The 24,644-nt window shown below is 57.3% G+C and carries 22 protein-coding genes and 1 pseudogene; 9 read left to right on the top strand and 14 right to left on the bottom strand.

Features of this window, described 5'->3' with window-relative positions; genetic code table 11:
* Nucleotides 1-44 precede the first annotated feature (44 nt).
* The 3 genes from ACYVI2_RS16140 (at nucleotide 45) to ACYVI2_RS16130 (ending at nucleotide 2,289) form a co-directional block, all read left to right on the top strand.
* Nucleotides 45-1,004: a substrate-binding domain-containing protein gene (locus ACYVI2_RS16140; protein ID WP_415804663.1), complete on the top strand. Its 960-nt coding sequence runs from the start codon at nucleotides 45-47 to the stop codon at nucleotides 1,002-1,004.
* A gap of 54 nt (nucleotides 1,005-1,058) precedes the next feature.
* Entirely contained in the window at nucleotides 1,059-1,646 is a 588-nt protein-coding gene (locus ACYVI2_RS16135) for a DJ-1/PfpI family protein (protein ID WP_094819522.1), read from the top strand.
* Nucleotides 1,647-1,773: 127 nt separating this feature from the next.
* Nucleotides 1,774-2,289: a hypothetical protein gene (locus tag ACYVI2_RS16130; protein ID WP_415815389.1), complete on the top strand. Its 516-nt coding sequence runs from the start codon at nucleotides 1,774-1,776 to the stop codon at nucleotides 2,287-2,289.
* Nucleotides 2,290-2,331: 42 nt separating this feature from the next.
* Here the strand turns inward: ACYVI2_RS16130 and ACYVI2_RS16125 are convergent, their stop codons facing one another.
* Nucleotides 2,332-3,105, bottom strand: coding sequence for a class II aldolase/adducin family protein (locus ACYVI2_RS16125; RefSeq protein ID WP_415815387.1), 774 nt, complete (start codon nucleotides 3,103-3,105; stop codon nucleotides 2,332-2,334).
* Between ACYVI2_RS16125 and ACYVI2_RS16120 the strand changes: the two genes are divergently transcribed.
* The gene (locus ACYVI2_RS16120; protein WP_415815385.1) at nucleotides 3,104-4,144 is read left to right on the top strand and encodes an HpcH/HpaI aldolase/citrate lyase family protein; all 1,041 of its coding nucleotides are present in this window, start codon (nucleotides 3,104-3,106) and stop codon (nucleotides 4,142-4,144) included. The genes ACYVI2_RS16125 and ACYVI2_RS16120 overlap by 2 nt on opposite strands.
* A gap of 71 nt (nucleotides 4,145-4,215) precedes the next feature.
* Here ACYVI2_RS16120 and ACYVI2_RS16115 read toward each other — a convergent pair.
* The 10 genes and pseudogenes from ACYVI2_RS16115 to ACYVI2_RS16070 form a co-directional block, all read right to left on the bottom strand.
* Nucleotides 4,216-4,536: pseudogene (locus ACYVI2_RS16115) on the bottom strand (tripartite tricarboxylate transporter substrate-binding protein); the annotation flags it as partial.
* Nucleotides 4,537-4,550: 14 nt separating this feature from the next.
* Nucleotides 4,551-5,792 (bottom strand): aspartate aminotransferase family protein, encoded by a 1,242-nt coding sequence (locus ACYVI2_RS16110; RefSeq protein WP_415815383.1) that lies wholly within the window; start codon nucleotides 5,790-5,792, stop codon nucleotides 4,551-4,553.
* Between the two features lie 23 nt (nucleotides 5,793-5,815).
* Nucleotides 5,816-7,324 carry a M81 family metallopeptidase gene (locus tag ACYVI2_RS16105; protein ID WP_415815381.1) on the bottom strand — a complete coding sequence of 503 codons (1,509 nt, stop codon included), beginning with the start codon at nucleotides 7,322-7,324 and terminating at the stop codon, nucleotides 5,816-5,818.
* 15 nt (nucleotides 7,325-7,339) lie between these two features.
* Nucleotides 7,340-8,317, bottom strand: a complete 978-nt coding sequence (locus tag ACYVI2_RS16100) for a Bug family tripartite tricarboxylate transporter substrate binding protein (RefSeq protein ID WP_415815379.1) — start codon at nucleotides 8,315-8,317, stop codon at nucleotides 7,340-7,342.
* 233 nt (nucleotides 8,318-8,550) lie between these two features.
* Entirely contained in the window at nucleotides 8,551-9,099 is a 549-nt protein-coding gene (locus tag ACYVI2_RS16095) for a cupin domain-containing protein (protein ID WP_415815377.1), read from the bottom strand.
* A gap of 192 nt (nucleotides 9,100-9,291) precedes the next feature.
* A complete protein-coding gene (locus ACYVI2_RS16090) occupies nucleotides 9,292-10,812 on the bottom strand; it encodes an efflux transporter outer membrane subunit (RefSeq protein ID WP_415815375.1) in 1,521 nt (506 codons plus the stop codon).
* Between the two features lie 14 nt (nucleotides 10,813-10,826).
* Nucleotides 10,827-11,942, bottom strand: coding sequence for an ABC transporter permease (locus ACYVI2_RS16085; RefSeq protein WP_415815373.1), 1,116 nt, complete (start codon nucleotides 11,940-11,942; stop codon nucleotides 10,827-10,829).
* A gap of 4 nt (nucleotides 11,943-11,946) precedes the next feature.
* Nucleotides 11,947-13,131 (bottom strand): ABC transporter permease, encoded by a 1,185-nt coding sequence (locus tag ACYVI2_RS16080; protein WP_415815371.1) that lies wholly within the window; start codon nucleotides 13,129-13,131, stop codon nucleotides 11,947-11,949.
* On the bottom strand, nucleotides 13,128-14,918 hold the full coding sequence (locus ACYVI2_RS16075; RefSeq protein WP_415815369.1) for an ATP-binding cassette domain-containing protein: 1,791 nt from the start codon (nucleotides 14,916-14,918) through the stop codon (nucleotides 13,128-13,130). The genes ACYVI2_RS16080 and ACYVI2_RS16075 overlap by 4 nt, the downstream gene beginning before the upstream one ends.
* A gap of 4 nt (nucleotides 14,919-14,922) precedes the next feature.
* Nucleotides 14,923-15,918, bottom strand: a complete 996-nt coding sequence (locus tag ACYVI2_RS16070; RefSeq protein ID WP_415815367.1) for an HlyD family efflux transporter periplasmic adaptor subunit — start codon at nucleotides 15,916-15,918, stop codon at nucleotides 14,923-14,925.
* 96 nt (nucleotides 15,919-16,014) lie between these two features.
* On the opposite strand from ACYVI2_RS16070, the gene ACYVI2_RS16065 reads away from it, so the two are divergent.
* Nucleotides 16,015-16,680, top strand: a complete 666-nt coding sequence (locus ACYVI2_RS16065; RefSeq protein ID WP_415815365.1) for a TetR/AcrR family transcriptional regulator — start codon at nucleotides 16,015-16,017, stop codon at nucleotides 16,678-16,680.
* A gap of 16 nt (nucleotides 16,681-16,696) precedes the next feature.
* On the opposite strand, the gene ACYVI2_RS16060 is transcribed toward ACYVI2_RS16065, so the two are convergent.
* The 3 genes from ACYVI2_RS16060 to ACYVI2_RS16050 all read right to left on the bottom strand — a co-directional run bounded on the left by ACYVI2_RS16060 (nucleotide 16,697) and on the right by ACYVI2_RS16050 (nucleotide 19,513).
* Complete coding sequence (locus tag ACYVI2_RS16060) at nucleotides 16,697-17,482, bottom strand: fumarylacetoacetate hydrolase family protein (protein ID WP_415815363.1); 786 nt, start codon at nucleotides 17,480-17,482, stop codon at nucleotides 16,697-16,699.
* A 98-nt stretch (nucleotides 17,483-17,580) separates the two neighbouring features.
* Nucleotides 17,581-18,471 (bottom strand): helix-turn-helix transcriptional regulator, encoded by an 891-nt coding sequence (locus ACYVI2_RS16055; RefSeq protein ID WP_415815361.1) that lies wholly within the window; start codon nucleotides 18,469-18,471, stop codon nucleotides 17,581-17,583.
* A gap of 103 nt (nucleotides 18,472-18,574) precedes the next feature.
* Nucleotides 18,575-19,513, bottom strand: a complete 939-nt coding sequence (locus tag ACYVI2_RS16050) for a LysR substrate-binding domain-containing protein (protein WP_415815359.1) — start codon at nucleotides 19,511-19,513, stop codon at nucleotides 18,575-18,577.
* A 112-nt stretch (nucleotides 19,514-19,625) separates the two neighbouring features.
* On the opposite strand from ACYVI2_RS16050, the gene ACYVI2_RS16045 reads away from it, so the two are divergent.
* The 4 genes from ACYVI2_RS16045 to ACYVI2_RS16030 all read left to right on the top strand — a co-directional run bounded on the left by ACYVI2_RS16045 (nucleotide 19,626) and on the right by ACYVI2_RS16030 (nucleotide 24,607).
* A complete protein-coding gene (locus ACYVI2_RS16045) occupies nucleotides 19,626-20,732 on the top strand; it encodes a Bug family tripartite tricarboxylate transporter substrate binding protein (RefSeq protein ID WP_415815357.1) in 1,107 nt (368 codons plus the stop codon).
* A gap of 107 nt (nucleotides 20,733-20,839) precedes the next feature.
* Entirely contained in the window at nucleotides 20,840-21,730 is an 891-nt protein-coding gene (locus tag ACYVI2_RS16040) for an NAD(P)-dependent oxidoreductase (protein ID WP_415815355.1), read from the top strand.
* Between the two features lie 45 nt (nucleotides 21,731-21,775).
* Nucleotides 21,776-23,206, top strand: a complete 1,431-nt coding sequence (locus tag ACYVI2_RS16035) for an NAD-dependent succinate-semialdehyde dehydrogenase (protein WP_415815353.1) — start codon at nucleotides 21,776-21,778, stop codon at nucleotides 23,204-23,206.
* Between the two features lie 81 nt (nucleotides 23,207-23,287).
* On the top strand, nucleotides 23,288-24,607 hold the full coding sequence (locus tag ACYVI2_RS16030) for an MFS transporter (RefSeq protein ID WP_415815351.1): 1,320 nt from the start codon (nucleotides 23,288-23,290) through the stop codon (nucleotides 24,605-24,607).
* Nucleotides 24,608-24,644 lie beyond the last annotated feature (37 nt).

Below are 24,644 nucleotides of genomic sequence, written 5' to 3'. Positions count from 1 at the left end.
TTCAGAGTAGACATGAAATGACAACCATAATCAGGAGAGACAAAATGACATCCATGACCAAGCGTGCGCTCGCCATGCTGGCAGTCAGCCTTATGGCATGTACCGCGACCAGTGCTTTGGCACAGAGCAAAAAGACCATCGCCGTTTCCATCCCGGCGGCCACCCACGGGTGGACCGGAGGCGTTGTTTATCACGCAGAACAGGCTGCGAAAGAGATAAAAGCCGCATTCCCGAATATCGATGTCGTGGTAAAGACATCGCCTTCGGCGACTGCTCAGGTATCGGCACTGGAAGATCTATCTGCCGGCCGAAACCTCGACGCGTTGGTCATCCTGCCGTTCACCTCAGAAGAACTGACCGGCCCGGTCGCACAGGTCAAGGCAGGCGGCGCCTTTATCGCCGTCGTGGATCGCGGTCTGACTGATCCCACGATTCAGGATCTATATGTCGCGGGCGACAATATCGCCGTCGGCGCGAACACGGCGAAGTGGCTAGCGGAAAAGCTGGGCAAAAAAGGAAAAATTGTCGTGCTGCGCGGCATCCCGACCGTCATTGACGATGAACGAATCAAAGGGTTCACCGACGTCATCAAGGGCACAGACATCAAGATACTCGATATTCAGTATGCCAACTGGAACCAGGATCAGGCCTTTACGCTGATGCAGGACTATCTGGCCAAGTATCCCCAAATCGACGCCGTCTGGGCCAATGACGACGACATGCTGCTAGGCGTGTTGGAAGCGATCAAGCAATCCGGCCGTACCGAGATCAAATACGCGCTGGGCGGCAACGGCATGAAAGACGTGATCGAACTGGTGAAGGCAAAGAACCCGGTCACCCCCATCTCAACCCCCTATCCGCCGTCGATGATCAAATCGGCGATCTATATGACGGCGGCCCAGCTCAGCGGTCAAGCACCGATGCGTGGCAATTTCAAGCTCGACGCGCCCTTGATTACCCCCGAGAACGCCGACCAGTTCTATTTCCCAGACAGCCCATTCTGACGACAGTTGGCCGGACCACCATCCGGCCGTGATAAAAGCCAAACGGAGGACCAAATGAGAGGCAAGAAAATTCTGATGCTCTGCGGTGAATTCACCGAAGAATATGAAATCTATGTGTTCCAGCAAGGAATGGAGGCCGTAGGCCATACCGTCCATGTGATCTGCCCCGACAAGAAAGCGGGCGAAATGATCCAGACCTCGCTGCACGATTTCGAGGGACATCAAACCTATATCGAGCGATTTGGCCATCTGGCCGAAATCAACAAGACGTTCTCTGAGGTGAACGTCGAGGAATATGATGCGGTCTACTGCGCAGGCGGGCGCGGCCCGGAATATATCCGCACCGACAAACGGATCCAGGCCATGGTGCGCCACTTTCATGAGGCTAAGAAGCCGATCTTCACCATATGCCATGGAGTGCAGATCCTGGTCGCAGTAGAGGGCGTGATCCGAGGGAAGAAGGTAGCCGCGCTGGGCGCCTGCGAACCCGAGGTCATCCTTGCCGGCGGCACCTACATCGATGTGAAGCCCCACGAAGCTTATGTGGATGGGACCATGGTGTCGGCAAAAGGCTGGACTGGCCTGGCTGCTTTCATGCGCGAGTGCATGAAAGTGTTGGGGACGAACATTACGCATTCGTAGACGGGAGGCACGCGGCGCCCTCACTTGGCCACGCATACCCAAGGGTGGGCGCACGCTCTGCGATAATAGTGGATGAATCTTCAGTATCCACTCTGGATGACTGGCATCGCAACACGGAGCATCCACTGTGGGCACGCACCATGACACACCCACCCTCGAGCACGAGGGTGACAACACGACAGACGAGAGCATTCACGAACCGCACCTGTGGCGTGACAACGGCTGGACGGCACGCGTCATCAAGAACGAAGAAGACGACGGCTGGGCCGTCGAAATGACCCGCGAAGGCGAATCCGAACCGGCGCTGGTGGGCCCCTGGACGATGGGGCGCGACAAAAAGAACCCTAAGCCCTTGGATCCCACCGCCTTTCGCACCTTGGTCAAGACGGCATCCGAGGTGATCCGCAGGCACGAGCAACAACTGCACGCGCAGTTGCACAAGAGCGTCAGGGTGACAACGCCGGACGCCACACTGACGGTCAAACTGGACATCGTTCCAGACGAAGATCAGCCCTTTGCAGTACTCAGCGCCGTGGATGAGTACGGCGAAACCATTGCGGAAGTCACGGTCGCGCCGAACTACAAATTCACGCTGGGCACAGCCACAGCTTGGGTCGAGAATGACTTTCGTAAACCCGGCTAAAGCACGGGACACCGTGGCGTATGAGCGGGCGCACCCGCGGCCTTACTCCGCGTACCCCGGCATGACCCGATCCAACACACGCATCATGGCCTCGAAATAAAGCCTCTCGCGCTCAGCGCGCGCGTGGCTGTCTTTGGGGTTGGGGGTGTCGACCCGGTCAACGAGCGCGTCCGGCAGCACCGAAAGGGGCTTGCCTGCCGACATCGCCAGTATCTGAGCCCTGCAGACTCTCTCGAGCTTGTACAGACGGCGATACGCCTGCGCTACGGTATCGCCGACCACCAGCACACCATGATTTTTCATAAAGAGCACGTGCTTGTCTCCAATCAGTGCAGCCAGGCGCTCTCCTTCGCTCAGGGTGTCTGCGAGTCCCGTATAGCCATCGTCATACGCAATATTTTTGGTGAAAAACGCGGCTGTCTGACTGCATGGCAATAACCGGTTATCCTCCAGCATGTTGAGCGCCAGCGCCCACGTTTGGTGCGTGTGCAAGATGACTTTGGCGCCAGTAATCCGGTGCAGTGGTGCGTGGATACAGAACGCACTCAGTTCCAAATCCCCATGGCCTTCCAACACTTGTCCGTTCTCGTCGAAAACGATGAGATCGCTGGCCCGAGCCTCTGACCAATGCAGGCCGAACGGCAGCACCAGGTAGCGGTCGTCATAGCCAGGCACCATCATGGTGAAATGATTGTCGATGCCTTCTTCCAATTGATCATGGACGGCTAGCCGATTCGCCGCGGCAAGATGAACGCGGGCGAGCCAAGCGGCGTCAGCTTGTGTTTCGGGAGATAAGGACGTTAGTGAGCGGTTCATGGGTGGCGTCTCCAAAGGGGATTCTCCCTTTTTAATCCATGCGCCCAAAAAGCTCCAGCGGCCGCTCTGGAATGCATTTTCAACCCGCCGTCCAGGGGCAGCGAGAACGCGGGTAACGAAACCACCTCTGGCATACTATCAAACGAGCCCAAAACCCGTCCTGAACGATATGAACAGAAAACTACGCAGCGTTATTTACGTACCCGCCATCAACGAAAAGGCCATGCGTAAGGCGGCAACCCTGCACGTCGATGCAGTCATCTTTGATCTGGAAGACAGTGTTTTTCCTGAACAGAAGGCACAGGCGAGATCCGGACTTGCCGAGTTTCTGACAAAGGAGCGCGCCAATTTTCAGGGAAAGTATCTGGTCATACGCGTCAATGCCGATGATACCGATTACTGGAAAGACGATCTCGCCGTCGTGGCCCAGATCATGCCGGATGCGGTGCTCTTGCCCAAAGTCACGACGCCGCAGCATATACATGACGCGTATGTGGAGCTCTCTGCACAGCCCCGTCAGCCTCCAAAGATATGGAGCATGGTGGAAAACCCTCTCGGTATCCTTCGGTTGGAAAACATCGTAGAGCAAGGAAAAAATTCTGGCCTCGAATGCTTGATCCTCGGTACCAATGACCTCGTCAAGGACAGCGATATCGATCCCGGGAAAGACCGCGGCAATCTGATGCCCTGGTTCAGCCACGTCATGCTGGTGGCAAAATCGTTCGATATGGCGGTCATCGACGGTGTGCTTAACGACATCAAAAACACCGACGCACTACGTGCAGAATGCGAAGTCGCACGTGCGCTGGGGATGAACGGGAAAACCATTATCCACCCCGCTCAGGTCGAAACGGTGAACAAGGCATTCAGCCCAAGCGAAGAGCAAATTGCCTGGTGGAGAAAAATAGTGGCGGCCTACGACCTGCCCGAGAACGCAAATGCCGGGGTGATCAGTCTCGATGGCATGATGGTTGAACGATTACATCATGAGATCGCCGTGCGCAAGCTTCAGGAATACGGGCAGGACGTCGAGCAATAGATCGGCTGGCGAAGAAAGGACATCGCGCAACGTGCCGTATTGGAATCAAGCATCACGTGCGCGATGCATGATCACTGCGGCTTCAGATTCGCTTGGTTGACTAATTTTTTCACCACGGGTTGTTCATCGCGAATCTGCTTGGTGAGCTCAGCAGCCGTTCCTGAACGCGGTTCAATGCCCATGGCCAGCATTTTTTCGCGTACGGCTGGGTCTTGCAGTGTCGTGGTCAACGCTTGTTGCAACGTGGCCAGCACGTTCAGCTTGCCCGCCGTGACCTGGGGCATACCCGTGGCCACCATATCGAAGAATACATCGACATCGCCGTTGATCAAGGCCGGCAGGGCTTGCGTCGCGCCCTTGAATGGGACGTGCAACAGCTCCCCCCCGCTTCTCGGAATTTGCCTCATTATTTTATTTGGCGGCTCAGTTCCTCCGCGGCGTTGTCGAACGATTGCAGCATTTGGTCCACAACTGCATCATCGTGTGAAAACGAGAGATACAAGCGGCCGTACGCCGACGGCATCATCAGCAGCCCCTGCCTGCGTAATGCCAGATGAAGGCCGTTCGAAAAGGGACTGTCTGCCGCCGTGGATGCCACCTGATAGTTTTCCGGGACTCGCGGCCCAGGCCAGATGCTAAAAACCGTTCCGAAGCCAGAGGTCCCGATTTCGACGCCTTTCTCCCGAAAAGAAGTCTCCAGCGCTGTTCGCAAGTCTTCTCCACGGCGATTGAGTTCGACGTAGTCTTTCCGCCCAAGCGCGGAAAGGGTGGCTATCAACGCCGCGCATGCAAGAGGATTTCCACTATACGTTCCGCCTCTTGCCACTCTGCCCTCCTCAAAAGGAGCGAGAATATGCGGTTTACCCACGACGCCAGCCACTGGTACGCCGGTGCCAATCGCTTTTCCGACCGTCGCAATATCGGGATCCAGGCCCCAAAGATGAGAGGTCAGCCCCGCGTGCAAGCGAAACCCCATAAGCACCTCATCGCTGATTAACAGCGCCCCGTGTTTTCGCGCGACGTCTTGTACCTTTTGAAGGTAGCCGGGCTTTGGCAGAATGCACCCCGCATTTGCCAACATCGGTTCGTAAAGAATAGCGGCGATATCATCGCGTTCACGAAAGAGCTGCTCGAGATCGGTTTCGTCATTGAACCGCAATGCGGTGGTCCGGCCCGTCAGGGGGCGCTGTCCCGCTGTAAACACCGCCTCCCGTGTGCCGACATTTGCCAGCGTGATCTCGTCAAACCAGCCATCGAACCCTGCCGCCATCTTCGCGATGACAGGTTTGCCCGTATAGGCGCGAGCGGCGCGACAGGCCAGGTGTACCGCTTCGCTTCCCGAATTCGTGAACATCACCCTACTCAAGGCACCTGTGTAATTGGCGAGCAAGGTCGCAGCGGGGTGTTCACGAGTATGCGCAAATGACGGAGCGGCGCCTGAATGCAGTGCCACAGATACTGCCTCCACAACGGTTGAGGGAGAATGCCCAAGCAGAATCGCACCAAAGCCCAGCGCGGTATCGACATAGCGCTTTCCGGCCGTGTCCCAGACGTACGGCCCTTCTGCACGGGAGATGAATAGTTTCTCGCCGTCGAGATCAGGAAGGATGCGTGCACTGCTGGATACGTCGCCGATCAGATTTTTCATCAGTGGGGTGTGTCGGGGTTGAGTCAATGGGAAGGGCGCTGAGGAGGTGTCCAGGTAACGACCTCCGGTGCAAAAGAAATGGGATCCACTGGATAAATAGGTCGCGCCAAAGAGAATGGCAGCCGCTCCGGATGGAATCCGCTATAGCCTGGAGTCTCGATACACAGGCATGGGCCGAACACGTCGAAGGCCAGCTTGAAGTGATATCCGGATTTCGTCACGATGACGTCGGCCGAATCCAGATCTATTCCAATGTCTAGGTAGCAGCCGGGGTCTTGGGACATCACAGCCTCTCTCGTAATAAGCAGCTGAAAACGATCACTCTCCAGCACGGCATAAGGCCCAAGCCGCATAGTGGCCCCTCGCATAAATTTGCCACGATTGCGATAGGACCCGTCCCCCAGCCGGGAGACTCGTCCGCGAGCGACCATCGGCGTGCAGTCGGGCGAAAAACGGCCGCCGACTGAAATCTCCACGTCTGCACCCTCGCCGTAGTCAACGCACGCTTTGTAGGCGACGGGATCAGTCACTACGGCAACCACCCGCTTTCGGGAATGAGCAAGCACGCTTTCCAAGAGGTATACGCTATCGCCTGGTGCGCCGGCTAGCACGCGATCACCGAAATCGCCGAGCGTGAGCTTTTCAGTACTGCCCTCGTGGGCCCGAAGAACCTCTTCGAGCCCAGGCAAGGCGTGCTGAAACAGGTCTCTGGCATCCCAAAGGCCCTGGGCCAAATCTCGAGCTAGCGCGCTGGCTTGATCGATACTGTCCGGCTGAGCATACACAAGCACACTCTGTCCTACCCCCTTACCATCAATGAACGGATTTACATTGAACAGGGATGCGTCAATCAAGCCAACATTTTCCAGAATAGAATCTCTGGCCTGCCGATGAAGGATAGCCAATGGACCATGCGTGGTCTCATCGTTTCCTCTGGTTAGCATCGGCACATGTGCATAAGCTGCCCGTGGCGTGGATGCGCCATCGAGAATTTTCAGTAATTCTTTCGCGACGCGCTCGCCTGTATCCCCTGCATCACCATGAGGGTTAGTTTTATATGCTGAGCAAAACGTCAAGAGCCTCAACATCTGAGGAATGGCGTTCGCATGCAGATCGAAGCCTGCCACGATAGGCAGCTCGTTCCCCACGACCTCACGCAACGCGCTCAAGAGATCTAGCTCTGCACTATCCAGACTTTCCGTTTGCGTGCACCCGTGCAGACATAATGCAATCGCATCGAAGCCCTTCTCTTTTGCGCCGGCGAGAATGACTTCCTTGATATATCGATAGCTGTCTTCCTCCACGCGCCCACCCGGACGCGCGCGAGCCGCCAGCGTTGGAATCACTTCACAGTGGTTCGACGCGAAAACGCGCAACATTCCACCCAATACGGAATCCGCATCACGATTCGCGCTTAACATTTCTGTCCCATGCTCGAACTCAAATGCCGACATCGGTGTCAACACGGGAGTAAAGCCGTGCGTCTCCTGGAAAAGCTGGGCGACGAGAATGCGATAGGCGCGATGTTTCATGGGTTGATGGAGTGATTAGTGAAGGACGATATTTGCGCGATTGGCAGTTGCTCGTTGCTTCTCAATTTCCTCTTTTAATTGAGCAGCGAATGCTTCGGGCCGATTTCCCACAGGAACTGCAGAGAATCCAGCAAGACGCGTCTTGACCTCTTGCGTCGCGAGCGCTTGTTTCGTGGCCTGATAGATCTGCTCCACGATTTCCGGAGGTGTTCCCGCAGGGGCGACCAAACCAAACCACGAGGCGTCATTCAGTTCGGGAACGCCCGCCTCTTTGAAGGTCGGCACATTGGGGATAGAGGAGACTCGCTCAGGCGCGGCAACCGCCAACGCCTGCAGATCACCACTCAAGATGTATGGCAACGAGGACGGCAGATTATCGAAAACCGCCGTAATCTGCCCGCCCAATGCATCCTGCAGCGCAGGTGCCGATCCTTTATACGGGACATGCAGCATGTCCGTTTTGGTCGTCAGTTTGAACAATTCTCCCATCATGTTCGCCTCGGATCCCGACCCTGCGGAGCCATAGGTATACCGCCCAGGATGGGCGTGAACAGTCTTGATGAAGCTGGAGAGATCGTCCACCTTTAGAGACTTGCTTACTGTCAGCACATTGGGGACGGAGGCTAGACGGGTAATAGGTGCCAAGTCGCGCTCAACGTTATAAGAGATATCGCTGTACACAACGGGGGTGACGGCGTGCGAGCTGACCGTTGCAATACCCAGCGTGTATCCGTCCGCGGGCGCGCGAATCACATACTCCGTGCCGATACGGCCGGCCGCGCCGCTACGATTCTCCACCACGACAGATTGACCCAGGATTTTTCCCAACGGATCCGCCACCGCGCGTGCCACCACATCGGTCGTTCCCCCTGGTGGAAACGGTACGATGAGTCGAATGGGCTTGGACGGGAAATCAGCCTGGGCAAATGATACCGTCAATGGCGCAGCAAGCATCACGATGGCAATAACCGTAGTAAACGGACGAATACTCATGCGCTTTCCCCAAGAAGGCGGTTGAGACAGACTGACTGCACGACACCGCCGAGTTATAGGTATTTCCTGGCCAGACTCGCCATTGAGAATGAACCGCCAGGAATGTGCACTATAGAAAAGTGCCAAGGAGATGTCGCTGGGGAAACTACGGATCGTCAAGTATTTCGACCACACGCATGCAATTTCACGGCCGGGATGGCCGACTATGTTGATTGGCCATTCACCAAACATCGCTAGTATGTGGGAGGGGTCACCGCACTGACAATCTGGCTCTCACCGTCGTCTACATTCCTGAATCGGTGCGGCCGCCTGCTGTCAAAATAGTACCCATCACCAGCGCGGAGGATTTGCACTTCTTCGCCAACGGTTAGCTCGATCGCTCCTCGAGTCACCACGCCAGCCTCTTGAGCCGAATGGGAAAAAGCATCGCCGGACTCTCCGCCAGGAGCGTAGGTTTCATGCAGCATCAGTAAATCACGGTTGGGATGATTGATCCCCAGCATTCGATACGAGACCCTTCCCACTTTTCCTATCTCGACAAAGTCCTCTGCTCGATAAAAGGGGGAATAGGCCGTCATGCTTTGAATTTCGGAGAAGAACCCCACCAGCGTCGTTCCAAGCGCGTCCAGAATGGCACTCAACGTATCAACGGACGGGCTGATCTTGTCCCGCTCTATCAACGAGATCGAAGAATGCGAAACGCCGGAGCGGCTGGCCAATTCGCGTACGCCCAAGTCACGCCGGCGACGAAGTTCGCGAAGCTTTACACCAATTTTTGACACGATTCGGCTCCATGGTGAATAGACGATCACCCGATGTCCTAGAGTCCTCCGGGATGCACTCGGCGGGGGCCTGGCAACACAGGTTCACATGACGGTGTGCAACAAATTTGGAAATTATATTCACCAGAGCATTGCCATTGCTCTGTTAGCGACTGTGAGGAATGCAGAGCCGCTATCTGTACTTTTGCCTCATCACTCTCGGATTGTCGGTTGCGGTGCGCGGTTCGTGGGAATATTGCCAAGAACCTTGTTCACGACAACAAAGCGATTGTTCAGGTGCCCCTGGCTGAGCGCCAGGTCACGACGGGCGGCGACATAACCGCGCTGGGTATCCAGCACGATGATGAAATCGGCGACGCCGCCGTCGTAGCGGGCCTGCGCCAGCTGATAAGCCTGTTGTGCCGCATACACGCGGCGCTCAAGCTCCGTGAGGTTTTGGCGCTCGGCGGTATACCCGCTCAACGCATCATCGATTTCCTGCCAGGCCTTGAGCACGGTTTGCTGATAATTCACCGCGGCTTCCTGCTGCTGCAGTTCGCGCAGTTGCACCACACTCGTACGCCTGCCGTGATCGAAGATAGGCAGGTTCAGACTGGGGCCGATCGACCACGTACGACTGCCCCAATCCGAAAACTCGCCGCTGAGATAGCTCTCGTATCCGAATCGCGCACCCAGGCGAATACTCGGGTACAGATCCGCTTTGGCAATACCGATGGCTGCGGTGGCGCTGTGCAAGCGGGCTTCGGCGGCGCGGATATCGGGTCGGCGCAATGCCACCTCTGAGGGCAATCCCAACGCCAAATCGGGCAATGCAGGCTGCTGGGCGGCTGGCGTTGTCAGTTCTGCACGCAGCGCGCCTGGCCGCTGCCCCAACAACAGGGCAATCTGGTTGATGCCTGCCCCTTCCTGCGCCAGCAATCCAGGCAGCTGTGCCTTGAGCGCGGAAAGCTCCGCACGCTGCTGCTCCAGATTCAAGTGATTGATCGTCCCTCCGCGTACTTGTGCCTCCAGAAGTTCCAGACGATCCTGCAACGTTGCAATATCCTCGCGCGTCAAACGGATCTGGCTCTGTGTTGTCCGCAAATCGAAATAGTTGCGCGCAACGTCGCTTACCAAGGTCAGCCGGGCCAAGTCCAATAGAGCACTCTGCTGGGCGACATCTGCATCGGCGGCCTCGACTGACCGGCGTACACGTCCCCACAGGTCTAATTCCCAAGAAGCATCAAAACCCGCCTGGTACAGGGTGAAGGGCTCGGATAGCAATTTGACGAGATCATCGCGATTACCCTGCGCGGCCACCGCATCAATCAACCTAACGCTTGCGCCGTATTCACTCTGGCGCTGCCGGTTCACGCCCCCGCTGGCGTTGATATCAGGCCCACGCTGCGCCGCCGTAGCAGCGCGCTGTGTTCGCGCCTGCGCTACACGCAATGTGGCGGTCTGCAGATCGGGGCTGGCTTCAAACGCGCGCCGTTCTAATCCATCAAGTACGGGATCGCCAAATGCGCGCCACCAATCTGCGGGCAACATGGCGCTGGTCATCGCCGGACTACGCAGACTGTCATCCGCACTGCGCCAACTCGTCCAATCGTCGGGCGCCTCGGGCGAGGGCGTAGCGAAGTCCGGACCGACAGTACACCCCGCCACCATCAAGGCAGTCAGGCACGAGGCAAGGAGCGTAGATGATCGATGCAAAGGACGATAACCAGACATGGCAAACACCTGAATCAAGAAAGCCGGTGGCGAAACAACCAGGCCGCCAAGGGGAGGGTAATGGCCCCCATCACCAGCAGAGGAACAAAATCGGGTGCGACATCAGCCAAGCCGGCGCCCTCTAGATATACACGCCGCACAATGCTGGTGCCAAAACGCAGCGGGTTGGCATATGTCGCCACCTGCAGGACCTCGGGCATATTTTTCACCGAGGTGATCAGCCCCGACAACAGCATCAAAGGCATGATGAGCAAGAAGGTATAGAGCATGGCCTGTTGCATGGTCAGCGACAACGCCGAGATGGAAAGGCCGAGCCCGACCGACGCGATGGTGAAGGTGAGCAGCCCCAGATACAGCAACGCGACCGATCCGCTCATCGGTATCTGGAACCAGAATCGGATGACCAGAAAAATGATCGTGGACTGCAGCAGCCCAATGAGAATGGCTGGAATGGCCTTGCCGATCAGGATCTGCATCGGTGTGAGCGGAGTCACCAATAACTGATCGAAGGTGCCTTGTTCGCGTTCGCGCGCTACCGACAGAGCAGAGATCAGCAGGGTCTGCAGCATGCTCAGCGCACCGATCAGCGCGGGCATGATGTTCCAACGAGACTCCAAGTTAGGATTGAACCAGGCACGCCGCTCGATACTGATACCTCGCCCTCCCGCGCCTATCGAGGCGTTGTAGCTGGCGACGATGGAGCCCACGTAGCCGGCCGCCAAGCCTGCAGTAGAGGAGTTACGCCCATCCAGAATCACCTGTAGCGGCGCGCGCTGACCGGCATTGAGGAGCCGGTCAAAATCCGCCGGAATCGCGAGGACGACCAGCGCTTCATTGCTGTCGATAACCTGGGCGATCTGTGTGGATGAACTGAGTGTGGCCGCACGATGAAACACTCCTGTGCCGTCCAGTCGAGCTATCAACTGGGAGGCCGCCTGGCCACGGCTCTGATCGAGTACCGCATACGGAACATTCGTCAGGTCGAACGTCGCCCCGTAGCCAAACAACAAGGCTTGAATCAGCGCCGGCGCAAACAGAACCACCCGGCTGGACGGGTCCTTTAGTAACGCGAGGATCTCTTTACGTATCAGTGCGCCTATTTGCGCGAGAGTGGCGATCCAGGCAGTCATGGCGTCATTCCAACGTTTTGCGCAACTGGGCGCGAGTGGCAATAGTCAGCACCACAGCGTAAAGCGTCAGCACACCAACGCTCCACATGATGGTCGGCCAATGGTTGCCCGCTAGAAACAAGGTCTTGATCAGCGCCATAAAATGCGTCGCGGGCAGCACTTGGCTGATGATCTGAATAAATACAGGCGTATTGCGCAGATCAAATACAAAACCGGAGAGCATCAAGGCGGGCATGAAACTGGCCAACAAAGCGACCTGGCTGGCTTGGAACTGATTGCGTACAACGGCGGAGATAAACAACCCCAACAGCAACAACACGACCAGGTACAGCATTGACACCATCACGATGATGACAAGCGAACCGCGCACCGGGACATGGAAAAGGAAGTGGGAAGCCAGCAGACACATCAACAGATCTATGGCCCCGATCACCAGGTACGGCGCGATTTTTGACAGCACGATTTCCAGTGGCCGAACCGGGGTAACAAACAGCGACTCCAAGGTACCGCGTTCCCACTCTCGGGCAATCAATAGCGAGGTAAGGAAGGCGCCGACCAGGGTCAGTACCAGTACGATGAGGCCTGGCACCAAATACCAGCGGCTTTCTCCCGCCTCGTTGAACCACATGCGTTGCACGACTTCGACACCGCCTGAGGCAAGCGGTTTATTTCCACTGCGATCGGCCCGCCGTTGCGCCCAGACACCTATCGCGCCATTCACATATCCCTCGATCGTAGAAGCCGAGTTCGAATCAACGCCATTAAGTATCAGCTGCAGACGTGCATCGCCATGATTGAGGCGACGCGAAAAATCCATGGGCACGCGAAGAATGCCATCCACCGATCCCGACCTCATCATGCGTTGTGCTTCGTTCATGTCGGATACGAACATCGGCGCGAGATACTCTGAGCCCCGCAATCCGTCGACCGCTTCGCGCGCGGTTGGAGACTGATCTTCCATGACCACAGCCAACGGCGCGTGTTTGACATCGAACGACAGGCCATATCCAAACAGCAAGATCAGCGCCACCGGCAGCAAAAGGCCAACAGCAAGGTTGCTCTTGTCACGCAGCACCTGCCTGACTTCCTTGCGCAGCAAGGCGAGAAAGCGGCGATAAAAACCGGAAGCGTACGACGATGCGCTGCCCTTGCAGGCACTCGCATGGCTTGCCGGTTCTCGCGCCGTCATGATGCCGTTCCCCGTGCCGGCTGACTGGTGGCGCGAGCGCGGCTTTGTTCGACGATGGCGATGAAGGCGCTATTCATATCCATGTCCTTTTCTCCGCTATGCGGAGCACCTGCCTGTTTACGCACCTCCAGCGGCGTGCCCAAAGCCAGCATCTTGCCCGCGTCCTGAATAGCGATGCGATCGCAATATTCCGCCTCCTCCATAAAGTGCGTGGTAATGATGATGGTCACGCCTTCCTGGGCCAAGGCCGTGATGGTGCGCCAGAACGCGCGCCGCGCGAGGGGATCGATGCCGCTGGTGGGCTCATCCAGGAACAGGACTTCCGGCTGGTGCAACAGGCCGGCGGCCATCGCCAGACGCTGCTTATAGCCGCCGGGCAACAACCCGCTGATAGCCTGGGGAGATAAACGAAATTGTTCGATGACAGCAGCGACACGCTGTCGCAACCGCTGCCCGCGCAGACCGTAAGCGCCGCCGAAGAACTCCAGGTTTTCGCGAACCGTCAGGGTGCCGTATAGCGCGAACTTCTGCGACACATAGCCAATACGCGCGCGGGCCTGCGCGCGGGCGGTTCGCAGATCCACGCCGACGACTTCCAGATGTCCGCTCGATGCAGGCAGCAACCCGCACAACATGCGAAAAGTTGTCGTCTTGCCTGCACCATTGGGGCCAAGCAGGCCAAAGATTTCACCACGCGCCACGTCGAACGATGTGCTCGCCACTGCGGTGAAGTCACCGAATTTCCGCACCAGGTCACGCACCACGATGACGGGCTTGTCCTCGTGAGTTACGACCGAATTCTGCGATGCGCTGGCGTATGAATGCGAGGCAGCGTCGTCGTCCTCCTGATGCTGCCGCAGCATCATCATGAAAGCGTCTTCGAGCTCTTCTGGACGGGGTGTGGGCATGAGCCCCCCGAGCAAAGCGTCGAGCTTCTTGTCATCCGCCTTTTCCTGTCGAATAAAACGTACGGCCCCGCCCTTTGGCACGGCGTCGACGATCAATGCATCGGCGTCGATCAATCGCGCCTGCAGATCGCGCGCGGGCATGTTGCCGGCAGGAGTCACGACGAACGTCAGGCCGCGCGCCTGGCCGGCCAGCGCCGCCGGTTTTCCCTGGGCCAATACCCGGCCCTGGTTCATTACGAATACTTGGGCGCAACGTTCGGCCTCGTCCATGTAGGCCGTGCTCACGATGACGCTGAGTTGTTCGTCCGCGACTAACTGCTGCAGAATTTTCCATAGCTCGCGCCGCGACAGCGGATCAACACCGACGCTGGGTTCGTCCAACAGCAGGAGGTCAGGCGAACGCACCAGAGTGCACGCCAGGCCAAGTTTTTGTTTCATGCCGCCAGAGAGTTTGCCCGCCGGTCGCCCGGTAAAGGGCGCCAGATCTGTCATCTCCAGGAGCCGCGCGAATCGCTCGCGACGTACCTCGTGAGGCACGCCATGCAAGTCGGCGTAAAGATCGAGATTTTCTTGTACGCCGAGATCTTCGTACAAACCAAAGCGCTGCGGCATGTAGCTGATCCTGTCCTGCACGGCCTGCGGATCGCTAGCCACGTCGATACCAAGTACGTGCAAACTCCCTGCGTCAGGCTTGAGCAGACCGGCTGTCATACGCAACAGGGTAGTCTTGCCCGCGCCATCCGGGCCGACCAGGGCGGTCAACATGCCACGCTGCACTGTCAACGAGATGGCGTCTACCGCGTGCAACGGCTCGCCTGCCGAAGAGACGAACGTCTTGCCCAATTGCCGAGCAAGGACTATCGCGTCGCCATCGCTCATGACGCTACTCGCCGACAGCAAAACGCACGGTGGCGGGCTGCCCGAGCCGCAACCGGTTTTCAGCGTCGTCGACCAGCACACGCACCTCATAAACCAGGCTGGTGCGCAACTCTTCGGTTTGTACCGACTTGGGAGTGAACTCGGCCACTGAAGAGATATAGCCGACCGTGCCTTTGACCGCCTGATCGGGGTGACTGTCCGTGAAGACCTCTGCGGCCATGCCCGGCTGGAGCTTGCCTAGATCAGGTTCACTGACATAGACGCGCACCCATTTGGGTTGAGTCAGCGCCAGGGCGAACACCGCCCTCTGAGGCGTAGCCATGTCACCCGGCTCGAGCAGCCGGGACCGGATGACGGCATCGGCTGGGGCCTTGAGCTCACCCTGCGCGATTTGATGTTCCAACAACGCCAGTTGTGCTTGCGAGACCTGCAGTTGCGCCGCGGCGGCGTCGATGTCCTCCTGGCGCGGGCCGACCTCTGTCAGGCGCAAGGCTTCCTCTTGCTCCGCCAATCTGGCCCTGGCTACCTGGACACTACTGCGAGCACGATCGAGATCCTGGGCACTGACGCCGCGTCCGTGGGTGTTGGCCGCGATACCTTGCAGACGGGTCAGATCCTGCTGCGCACGCGTGGCCTCAGCCTTCGAGGCGGCCAGCCGGCTGCGGGCCTGAGCGATCTCTTCGGGGCGAGATCCGTTCCTCAAGCGCGCCAGATTCTGCCGCTGCACGTCGATTTGCGCCCGCGCTTGGTCAGCCTGTAATTGCAGGGTACGAGTATCGAGTATGCCCAATACCATGCCTGCCTTGACGTGGTCGCCTTCATCGGCGCGCAACGCCATCACCCGGCCATTGCCGTCGAAGGCCAGCGCAATCTGCCTGATGTCCACGTTGCCGTGCAAGACCAATGTGCCGTTTGCACCGGAATCGCGGAAATACCACCACGCTCCGCCTCCTACGGCCAACACGACGATGGCCACAATGGCGATGAGGGGCTTTTTCATCCATGGCTCCAAGAGGAGAGCAGACATTAAAGTTAAATTGATTTTAAATTTATGATCGAAGAAAATGCAAGCTGTGATGCTCAGGAGATTGCACCAATGATTAAGGCCTCGCGCGGACCTCGTGCCGATGGAGAGGCGACCCGTAACCGAATACTGCAAGCCGCCGGAGCGCTATTTGCAACCACGGGCTACGCCGAGACCACCAGCAAGGAAATCGCCACCCGGGCACAGGTCGACCTGGCATCGATCAACTACCATTTTGGCAATCGCAGCGGGCTTTATCAGGCGGTGCTGGTCGAAGCGCATCATCAACTCGTCAACTATGCCGATCTTCAGCTGATCGCTGGCAGCACTGCCTCGCCGCCCCAGAAGCTGAGGACTTTCATTGGCTTGCTGGTGGACCGTGCGATTGGCCAGCCGGAAGGCTGGCATTTGCATGTGCTGGCTCGCGAGCTGCTCTCTCCGAGCTCACATCTCCAGTTGCTGTTCCAGAATGTGCTGCAGCCAAAGCTCGCAGTCGTCCGGCAGATCCTCAGCAACATTACAAATATTCCGCCAGACGACCCTGCATTAACGCGCTGCCTGCTCAGCGTTGCGGCCCCCTGTCTGATGCTGTTGGTAGGCGCGCGCGGTATCCCCGGGCCCCTGCAAGAGGCCCGCCAGATGTCACGAGATGCGATCGTGGACCATCTATGCCGCTTTTCGTTGGGGGGATTGCAGGCGATAGCCGCTCAAGTACCTCAGGATGCTACGAAGCCATGAGCGGCAGCCAACTGATTCAGACGACCTTGAGCGAAATATCCGGCAGGCCGTCAATATGCGCGACCATAATATCGCCGCGCACTACCGGACCTACGTTTTCGGGTGTGCCGGAATAAATCAGGTCACCGGCCTTCAGCTCGACGGCTTCGGACAGCTTGCTGATCTGCTCGGCCACGCTCCAGATCATTTGATTCAGATCGGCGCTCTGCTTGACTGCGCCGTTCACGGATAGAGTGATCGCCCCCTTGTCCAGCTGGCCGGTTTGGGCCACGCGATGGATAGGGCCTATGGGCGCTGACAGATCAAAGGACTTGCCGATCTCCCACGGTTTTCTCTGGTCTTTCATGTCGCCCTGCAAGTCGCGCCGGGTCATATCCAGGCCGACAGCGTAGCCATAGACATGCTGCAGCGCTTGTTCGACAGGAATGTTGCGGCCACCGCTCTGCAGAGCCGCCACCAGTTCTACCTCGTAGTGATAGTTGCGCGTGAGACTGGGGTATGGGTGATCCACGGTCTGGCCGGGCGGCACGACCTGCACCGCGTCGCTGGGCTTTTGAAAGAAGAACGGAGGTTCGCGTGTGGGATCCGATCCCATCTCACGTGCATGGGCCGCGTAGTTGCGGCCAATGCAGTAGATGCGATGAACGGGAAAAACTTCGTCACTGCCAGCGATGGGGACGGAGGGTTGCGATACGGTGAAAGGCGTACGCTGGGCAGACGTAGCGGCTACGCTGGCGCAACCGGCAGCCAGTACACCGCCAAGGGATGCGGTAGAGATCATCAAGGCGTCTCGTCGATTCATGTAGCAGTCTCCTCAGGTGATAGTTATCGTCCCGAGTGTAGATTCATGTGCCGTTCAAAAACCGGACAATTCCACGCAAGACTTGGACGCAACCTCTACTAACCCAATGCTTGCCTCTGTGCCTCGCGCCATGCGCGAGGACTGGTTCCATGCCATTGGCGAAAGCGCCGCGCGAAATAGGCCTCGTCGGTAAAGCCGCAGCGTCGCGCGACCTCGCTGATGCGTTGATTTGTTGTGAGCAAAAGCTCCTGCGCGAGTGCCAAACGCCGCTCGGTAAGCAGGTCGGTAAATGTCCTGCCAGTTTCCTTTTTGATGAGATGCGCGAGGTAATTGGGCGATAGGCTCGCAGCCTGGGCCGCTTCCGCGAGCGTGGGTTCATGCGCGAGCTCATTGCGCAGGTATCGCAAAACACGTGCCAGCGCTGCGCGACGGCTGCCCTGTTGTGCATGAGTACTCGCCAAGGCCAGCAACTCGTTTTCCCACTGCTGGCAGGTCAATGCGAGCAACTGCAGCAAACAACCACGGATGCGAGCGAGCGAGGCAAGACGGCGCGTACTGTTCTCTTGCTGCATGATCGCGATAAGCCCCAGCGCCTCGTCGAAACAGGCTTCATCAAAGGTAAAATCGAGATGCTCCTGGAATTGAAATGGCGCCAATTCGGGAGCGAGCGTGAGTGGTACATCCTCTAGATCCAATGGGTCTACATCTAGCTCGGGCCGCAAAAAACGCTGGCTGAAATTGATCACAAGCCAACGCGCGCCTGGAGGATGCAGCACCACGTGCATGCGATGCGGTAGCACGAAGCTCAACGTCCGCGCGGTGAAAGGACGTGTAATGTTTCCTACGTGGTGCTGGGTGTCCCCGGCGAGATTGACCTGGATCTGGAAATACTCATGCTTATGCGGCTGCGTGAGCGGCGCGCGCAGACTCTGGTCTCGAATGTCGAAGTCAAGATGATTTGATCGCTCCACCATCGCATAGGTGTGCATCGGGTTCCAAGTCCCTTTTAATGATTGTCGATATGTGCCTTGTGTGCCCGCTCTTTGATCATGAAAGCGGAAATCACACCGAGCACGACACCGTGAGGAGTCATCAGGGGGCTGCCAACGGCGGCTGAGCCGAGCGCCGTGAATCTTCACCCAGGTAATGCGCGTGGCGCCGGATCAGCGTTGCCATGTAATCGGCAATGGGGAGCAGCGGCGCATCACCGCGCTTGAGCAAGCTAATGCTGTAATGCGGCAGCGATTCAACGATATGCAATGCCTGGAGCGCGCCGGACAGGGCGGGCTGCTCAATCATGATACGTGGCAGCGCGCAAAGCATATCGCTCTTGACTAGCAAATTGTTCAGTGTCCATGTCATGTCGCACTGAAGCAGACGGGTCGGAGCAGGCAATCCAAGCTGCTTGAATGCCTCGAGTATTGCCGACCCTGGCCCGCGTCCCGCGGGACCTGTCAGTATCCATACACAGTCCACCAGTTCCGCGAGCGAGCGAGCGCCGCTCAGGGGGTGACCACGCCGGCATATCACGGCCAGATCGTTGTAGAACAGATGCTCTGCATCCAAATTCGATTCGCGAGTTTCCGGCACCGCCACGATAGCGAGATCGATGCTGCCTTGGAGTATGGGGCCAATGTGGTCGTAATAGGAACCGCCGAACATATCTATCTGCACCGCGGGGTATTTACGTTGGAAATCCTTGAGCACCCCTGGCATCAGAGCCACGCCAGCTGAAGGACCAACTCCTAGGACCAGTGAGCCCTCTTGTTTCCCCCGGCGCTGTGCGAGGTCTTCGATGGCTTTGCGCGATTGCGAATCAATGAGGCGAGCGTGGGCAAGTAAGGCCATGCCGTCTTCAGTCAGCACCATACCGCGCGAACGGCGTTCCAGCAGCGCGACGTGCAACTCTTCCTCAAGCAAACGGACACTCTTGGCCAATGCCGGGCCAGTAACACCTCTACTGGACGCCGCCCCTCGCAAGCTACCGATGTCCGCAATGGCAATGAAATCGCGTAATTGTTGAAGCGTCATTCGTGCTTCCAATAAGAATACTAAAAGTTTGAATACCCATATATGAGTATACCTTGAGGCACATTTTTGCTGATACCTTATCGACAACTCACGGCGGCCAGAAGCCTGTTCCGTGCAGCACTTGACGCAGGCAAGGCTGACCAGGATGAGTTCGGCTTTACCGGACATAGGGCAAAAACCAATGATCTGGAAAAGATCAGGCGTCAAGAAACAATTAACGGAGACGATGATGGCTATTTTTAAAAAACTGACGAGTGTCGCAGCTTGCGTATTGGGAACAGGCTTGTTTGCTCCATCCAGTAACGCCGGTGCAGCCGCTTATCCAGATAAGCCGGTGACGATTTATGTCGGATTCGCTGCGGGCGGTCCCACCGACGTCGTTGCGCGCCTGTTGGCAGAGGGATTGACCCACAAATTCAGGCAATCCTTTGTCATTGAGAACCGGCCCGGAGCCAGTGGGGAATTGGCGGCCAATCTACTAAAGAAAGCAACGCCAGACGGATATACGTTAATGATCGGCGCCAACGGTACGTTGTCTATCCTGCCAGCAGTGAGAAAGACCATACAGTACCAACCGCTGCGCGACTTCGTGCCGATTGCCCCTGTCGCCCGGTTTCCTTATTACCTGGCGGTTTCCAAGGAGTCGACATTCAGTACCTATGATGATCTGGTGAAGTATGGACGATCACACGCAAAAGGATTGACCTTTGGCTCTGCCGGTCCCGGGTCGGCAAATCACTTGGCCGGTGAATGGTTTGCGAAGGCAACAGGAATGGATGCCGTTCACATCCCCTACAAAGGGGATGCCGCAGCGTTGACTGACTTGATTGCCAATCGCGTTGATTTTGCATTCTTGGCGGGATCGGTCGTTATTCCGCAGGTCGAGGCTGAAAAGATTCGCCTGATCGCATCCGCCAGTTCATCGCCTGATATCGGTTTGCAAGAAATCCCGGTGCTCGGACGTGATGAGCTGCCCGGATTTACCGCGGAACCTTGGAATGGCTTGCTTGGTCCGGCGGGTTTGCCGTCGGACATCGTGCAGATATTGAATGCCGCCGTGAACGAAGTAATGACCAGCCCAAACATAAAAGAACGGCTTAAGAAGCTGGATCAGTATCCATTCACGGGCTCGGTCGACGTATTTGCCGATCACATTCGTAAGCAGTCCGCACAAACAGCGGATCTGGTCAAGACCTTGAATCTAACCATTGAGCAATAACCAAGACGGACGCGACACGGCTTACCCGACGCTATTTCAGAGAAAGCAGTGATCGCATTTACACATCGCCCGTGTGAACAGCACCGGCGATTCCTAAGGAGCAAATAGTGAAAGTAGGATTTATCGGCCTGGGCCGGATGGGCTATGCATTGGCCGCAAACCTTTTGCGCAACCGGGGTGAAGTCGTTGTATTCGATATTCAACCTGATCCAGTCAACAAGCTCGTCACATTAGGTGCAGTAGCCGGCTCCGACATCAAGAGCATGGCGCAAGACCTGGACATCATCTTTACGATGTTGCCTGGCCCGAAGCAATCCCGGGAGGTTGTACTGAGCCCGGACGGCGTACTGTCGAATATGGATGCCGGCAAAATCTTTGTCGAGCTCAGCACGATAGATATCGACACTGTTGACGAGATGGCGCGTGCAGCAGAGGCGAAAGGCATCCGCTTTGCCGATGCGCCGGTGGGACGACTCGCGACAAATGCCGATCGGGGCGAGTCGCTCTTCATGCTAGGCACGACGGACTCGAACTTCGAGGAGTTTCAATCGATCTTGCTCGACATGGGTTCCACGGTTCTCCATTGCGGCAACCCGGGCTCTGGAACTCGGATGAAGTTGATCAACAACCTCATGGTGCTCTGCTACTGCCAGTTGAATTCCGAAGCCCTGGTTCTTGCGAACTCGTTGGGCATGGATATAAAGAAGACCTTTAATGTCTTGACCGGCACCACTGCATCGAACGGCCAACTCAAGGAAAAGTGGCCGGTCAAGGTTCTGAAGGGCGATCTCTCTCCGGGCTTCGACATTGCCCTTGGGTTCAAGGATCTGACGCTTGCCTGCCAAGCAGCCCAATCGAGCGGGGTTTCTCTGCCAGTCGGAAACCTCGTTCGCAGCATGTTCCAACTCGCGCGCAATGCGGGCTATGACGGCAAAGACACCTCGTCGATGACCGAGTTCTGGGCGCAAGCCAACGACGTCCCGCCCCCCCGTTGTTAATGGATTAACACGTACGTTTTCAAGCAATCAAAAAGGGCACACATCATGAAGTACACGCAATTCATCGCCGGAGAGTTTCGACCAGGCAAATCGAACAAGCTTATTCAAGGCGTCAATCCGACGACTGGCGAGGCACTTGAGGCCTTTCCGTACGCGACCGCCACTGACGTCGAAGAAGCCATACAAGCTGCTACCGGGGCGTTCAAGAGCTGGAGAAAGACGTCTGCGCTAGAGCGCTCCTCATTACTGCGACGGGTCGCGGCACTGATGACTGAACGGACGGAAACGTTTGCCGAACAAATTTCCCTGGAACTGGGCAAACCGATCGGAGAAGCACGCAAGGAAGTCGTCACGGCATCGGAGATGTTCGAGTGGTCCGCTGAGGAAGCACGCCGGCTGTATGGCCGCACCATCCCCGCGCGAACCGCTGGCACCACGCAAACAGTGATGCTGGAGCCCATTGGCCCCGTCGCCGCTTTCTCGGGTTGGAACGCCCCCGCCATCACGCCAGCCAGAAAAATCAGCGGTGCGCTCGCGGCTGGTTGCACCGTAGTGCTAAAACCGTCCGAGGAAACCGCCGGCGTAGCGCTGCTGATCGCACAGTCCATCCAGGATGCCGGGATTCCTGCTGGCGTAGTCAATATGGTTTTCGGCGACCCGATCGAGATCGCTGACTTGCTATGCGCCTCTCCGAACATCGCGATGCTCACCTTTACCGGCGCCACATCCGTGGGCAAGGAACTGGGCACTAAGGCTGCCAAGACCCTGAAGCGGGCAACGCTCGAGTTGGGTGGTCACGCGCCAGTCATCGTCTGCGCTGACGTCGACATAGATCGTGTCGTCAAGTCGGCGGTCGCGACAAAATATAGAAACTCCGGGCAGTTCTGCGTCTGCCCGACCCGCTTTCTCGTGGACGAAGCCATATTTCCGGAGTTCTGCGAAAAGTTCGTCAATGCCGCCGCCGCACTGAAGGTCGGTGATCCCCTTGATCCCTCGACGCAGATGGGGCCCCTGAAGAACCAGCGCCGGCTCGATTCGATCGAGAGACTTGTCGACGACGCAAGCGCTCGCGGATTCAAAATTGCCACTGGAGGCCAGCGGATCGGAACGACCGGCTTTTACTACCAACCGACGGTGATTCTTCGCCCTGGGATTGAGAGCGACGTTGCCAACATCGAACCGTTCGGTCCGGTTGCCTTGCTCAGCTCGTTCAAGCATCTCGATGAAGCAATCAGCGAGGCTAACCGGCTGCCCTTTGGATTGGCCGCCTATGCCTTCACCAATCACTTGGGCACGGCGCACCGCCTGGCAAACGAAATCGAGAGCGGCTCGGTATGCATTAACGAATGGCAAGCCTCGCTGCCCGAAACACCCTTCGGCGGCCACAAGGACAGCGGACTCGGATCCGAAGGTGGAATCGAAGGCCTCCGGGAGTTCATACGAGTGAAATGTGTACGCCAGAATGCGGCGACCTGATTGACTACTAGCAGGGTCAACACCCATGCAGACTCGTGCGGATGCCATGTCATTCCCACAACAGCACGGAGACAGAAAAACATGAGTTCCATACAGCATTGCATCCCCTCTACGATGGCAATAGCATCCGCACGATCCGATAGATCCATTCGCCGAGCCGTATGGGCAGGATCGATCGGCACGCTCATCGAATACTACGACTACACCGTCTACGCGTTTCTTGCCACTACTCTCGCAATCTTGTTCTTTCCCCAAAGTGGAACGTCTGCGCTGCTTTACACCTTTGCGGTGTTTGGCGTCGCGTTTGTCGTTCGACCATTGGGCGGTATCGTTCTGGGTAGCCTGGCAGACCGCTACGGGCGCAAGCCAGCCTTGCTGGTTTCGGTCGTCGGCATGGTGGCCGCGACAACGTGCATCGGACTGCTGCCGACGTACGATCATATCGGCGTGCTTGCTCCGATACTCCTTTGCTTCCTGCGATGCGTTCAAGGCTTCGCAGCAGGCGGAGAGATGGGCGGCGCAGTCGCCTATGTAGCAGAAGTCGCCCCCGATGCTCGGCGAGCAGCCGTGACCAGCACAACGCAGATCGGATGCCTGGTCGGCACCATGGGAGGCGCGATTGCCGTCGCGCTGCTCAATTCGTCGTTGACACTCGATGAGCTCCATTCATGGGGCTGGCGTATCCCGTTCCTCATTTCAGCCCCGATGGGTGTGATTGCATTGCTGGTTCGACACAAAATGGAGGAAACGCCTGACTTTGTCCATCTCGAGAGTCAGAGCAAGGTCCAGAAAACACCCACGGTTACTCTGCTGTGCCGCTATCCGAAGGGCGTGCTGGCCATCACGGGCCTTGCATGCTGCGGGATGGCGGGGTACTACGTTGCGTTCACTTATTTTGTCACGTTCTTCCAGAAGCAGGGAATCATGTCTGCCCAAATGGCAGGCTGGTCCGCCACACTGTCGATGCTGATCGCAGCCTTGGCTATTTATCCACTCGGTATCTTGTCCGATAAGGTCGGGCGCAGACCCATGATCTTGGGCACAACGTTGTGCTTCATCGTTTTCAGCTATCCCCTCTTTATGGTGATGCAGACTTCGTTGACAGCAGCGATCCTCGCACAGATAGCCTTCGGCCTTTTTGAAGCCGCCTATCTATCGACAAACTACACGCTCTTTAGCGAGTTGCTTCCGACGAACGTGCGCACGAGCGGTATCAATCTGGGAATCAGTATTGCCGCGATTGTTGCGGGCGGTTCTGCTCCGTACGCCGCCACATGGCTCATCGCGAACACGGAATCCGCAAATTCGCCTGCTTGGATACTGATCGTGGCCGCGGCTATTTCCTTGCTCACGATGTTGCCTCAGAAGGAGACGGCAAGGACCGCCTTGCGTACCGAATAAAGAAACGCCAAAGGGCACGCTCAGTGGCCCCCTCAAT

It is taken from the genome of Bordetella tumbae (assembly GCF_054780995.1).
The sequence above is the reverse complement of the archived record's forward strand: the minus strand, read 5'-3'. Positions and strand labels throughout refer to the sequence as shown.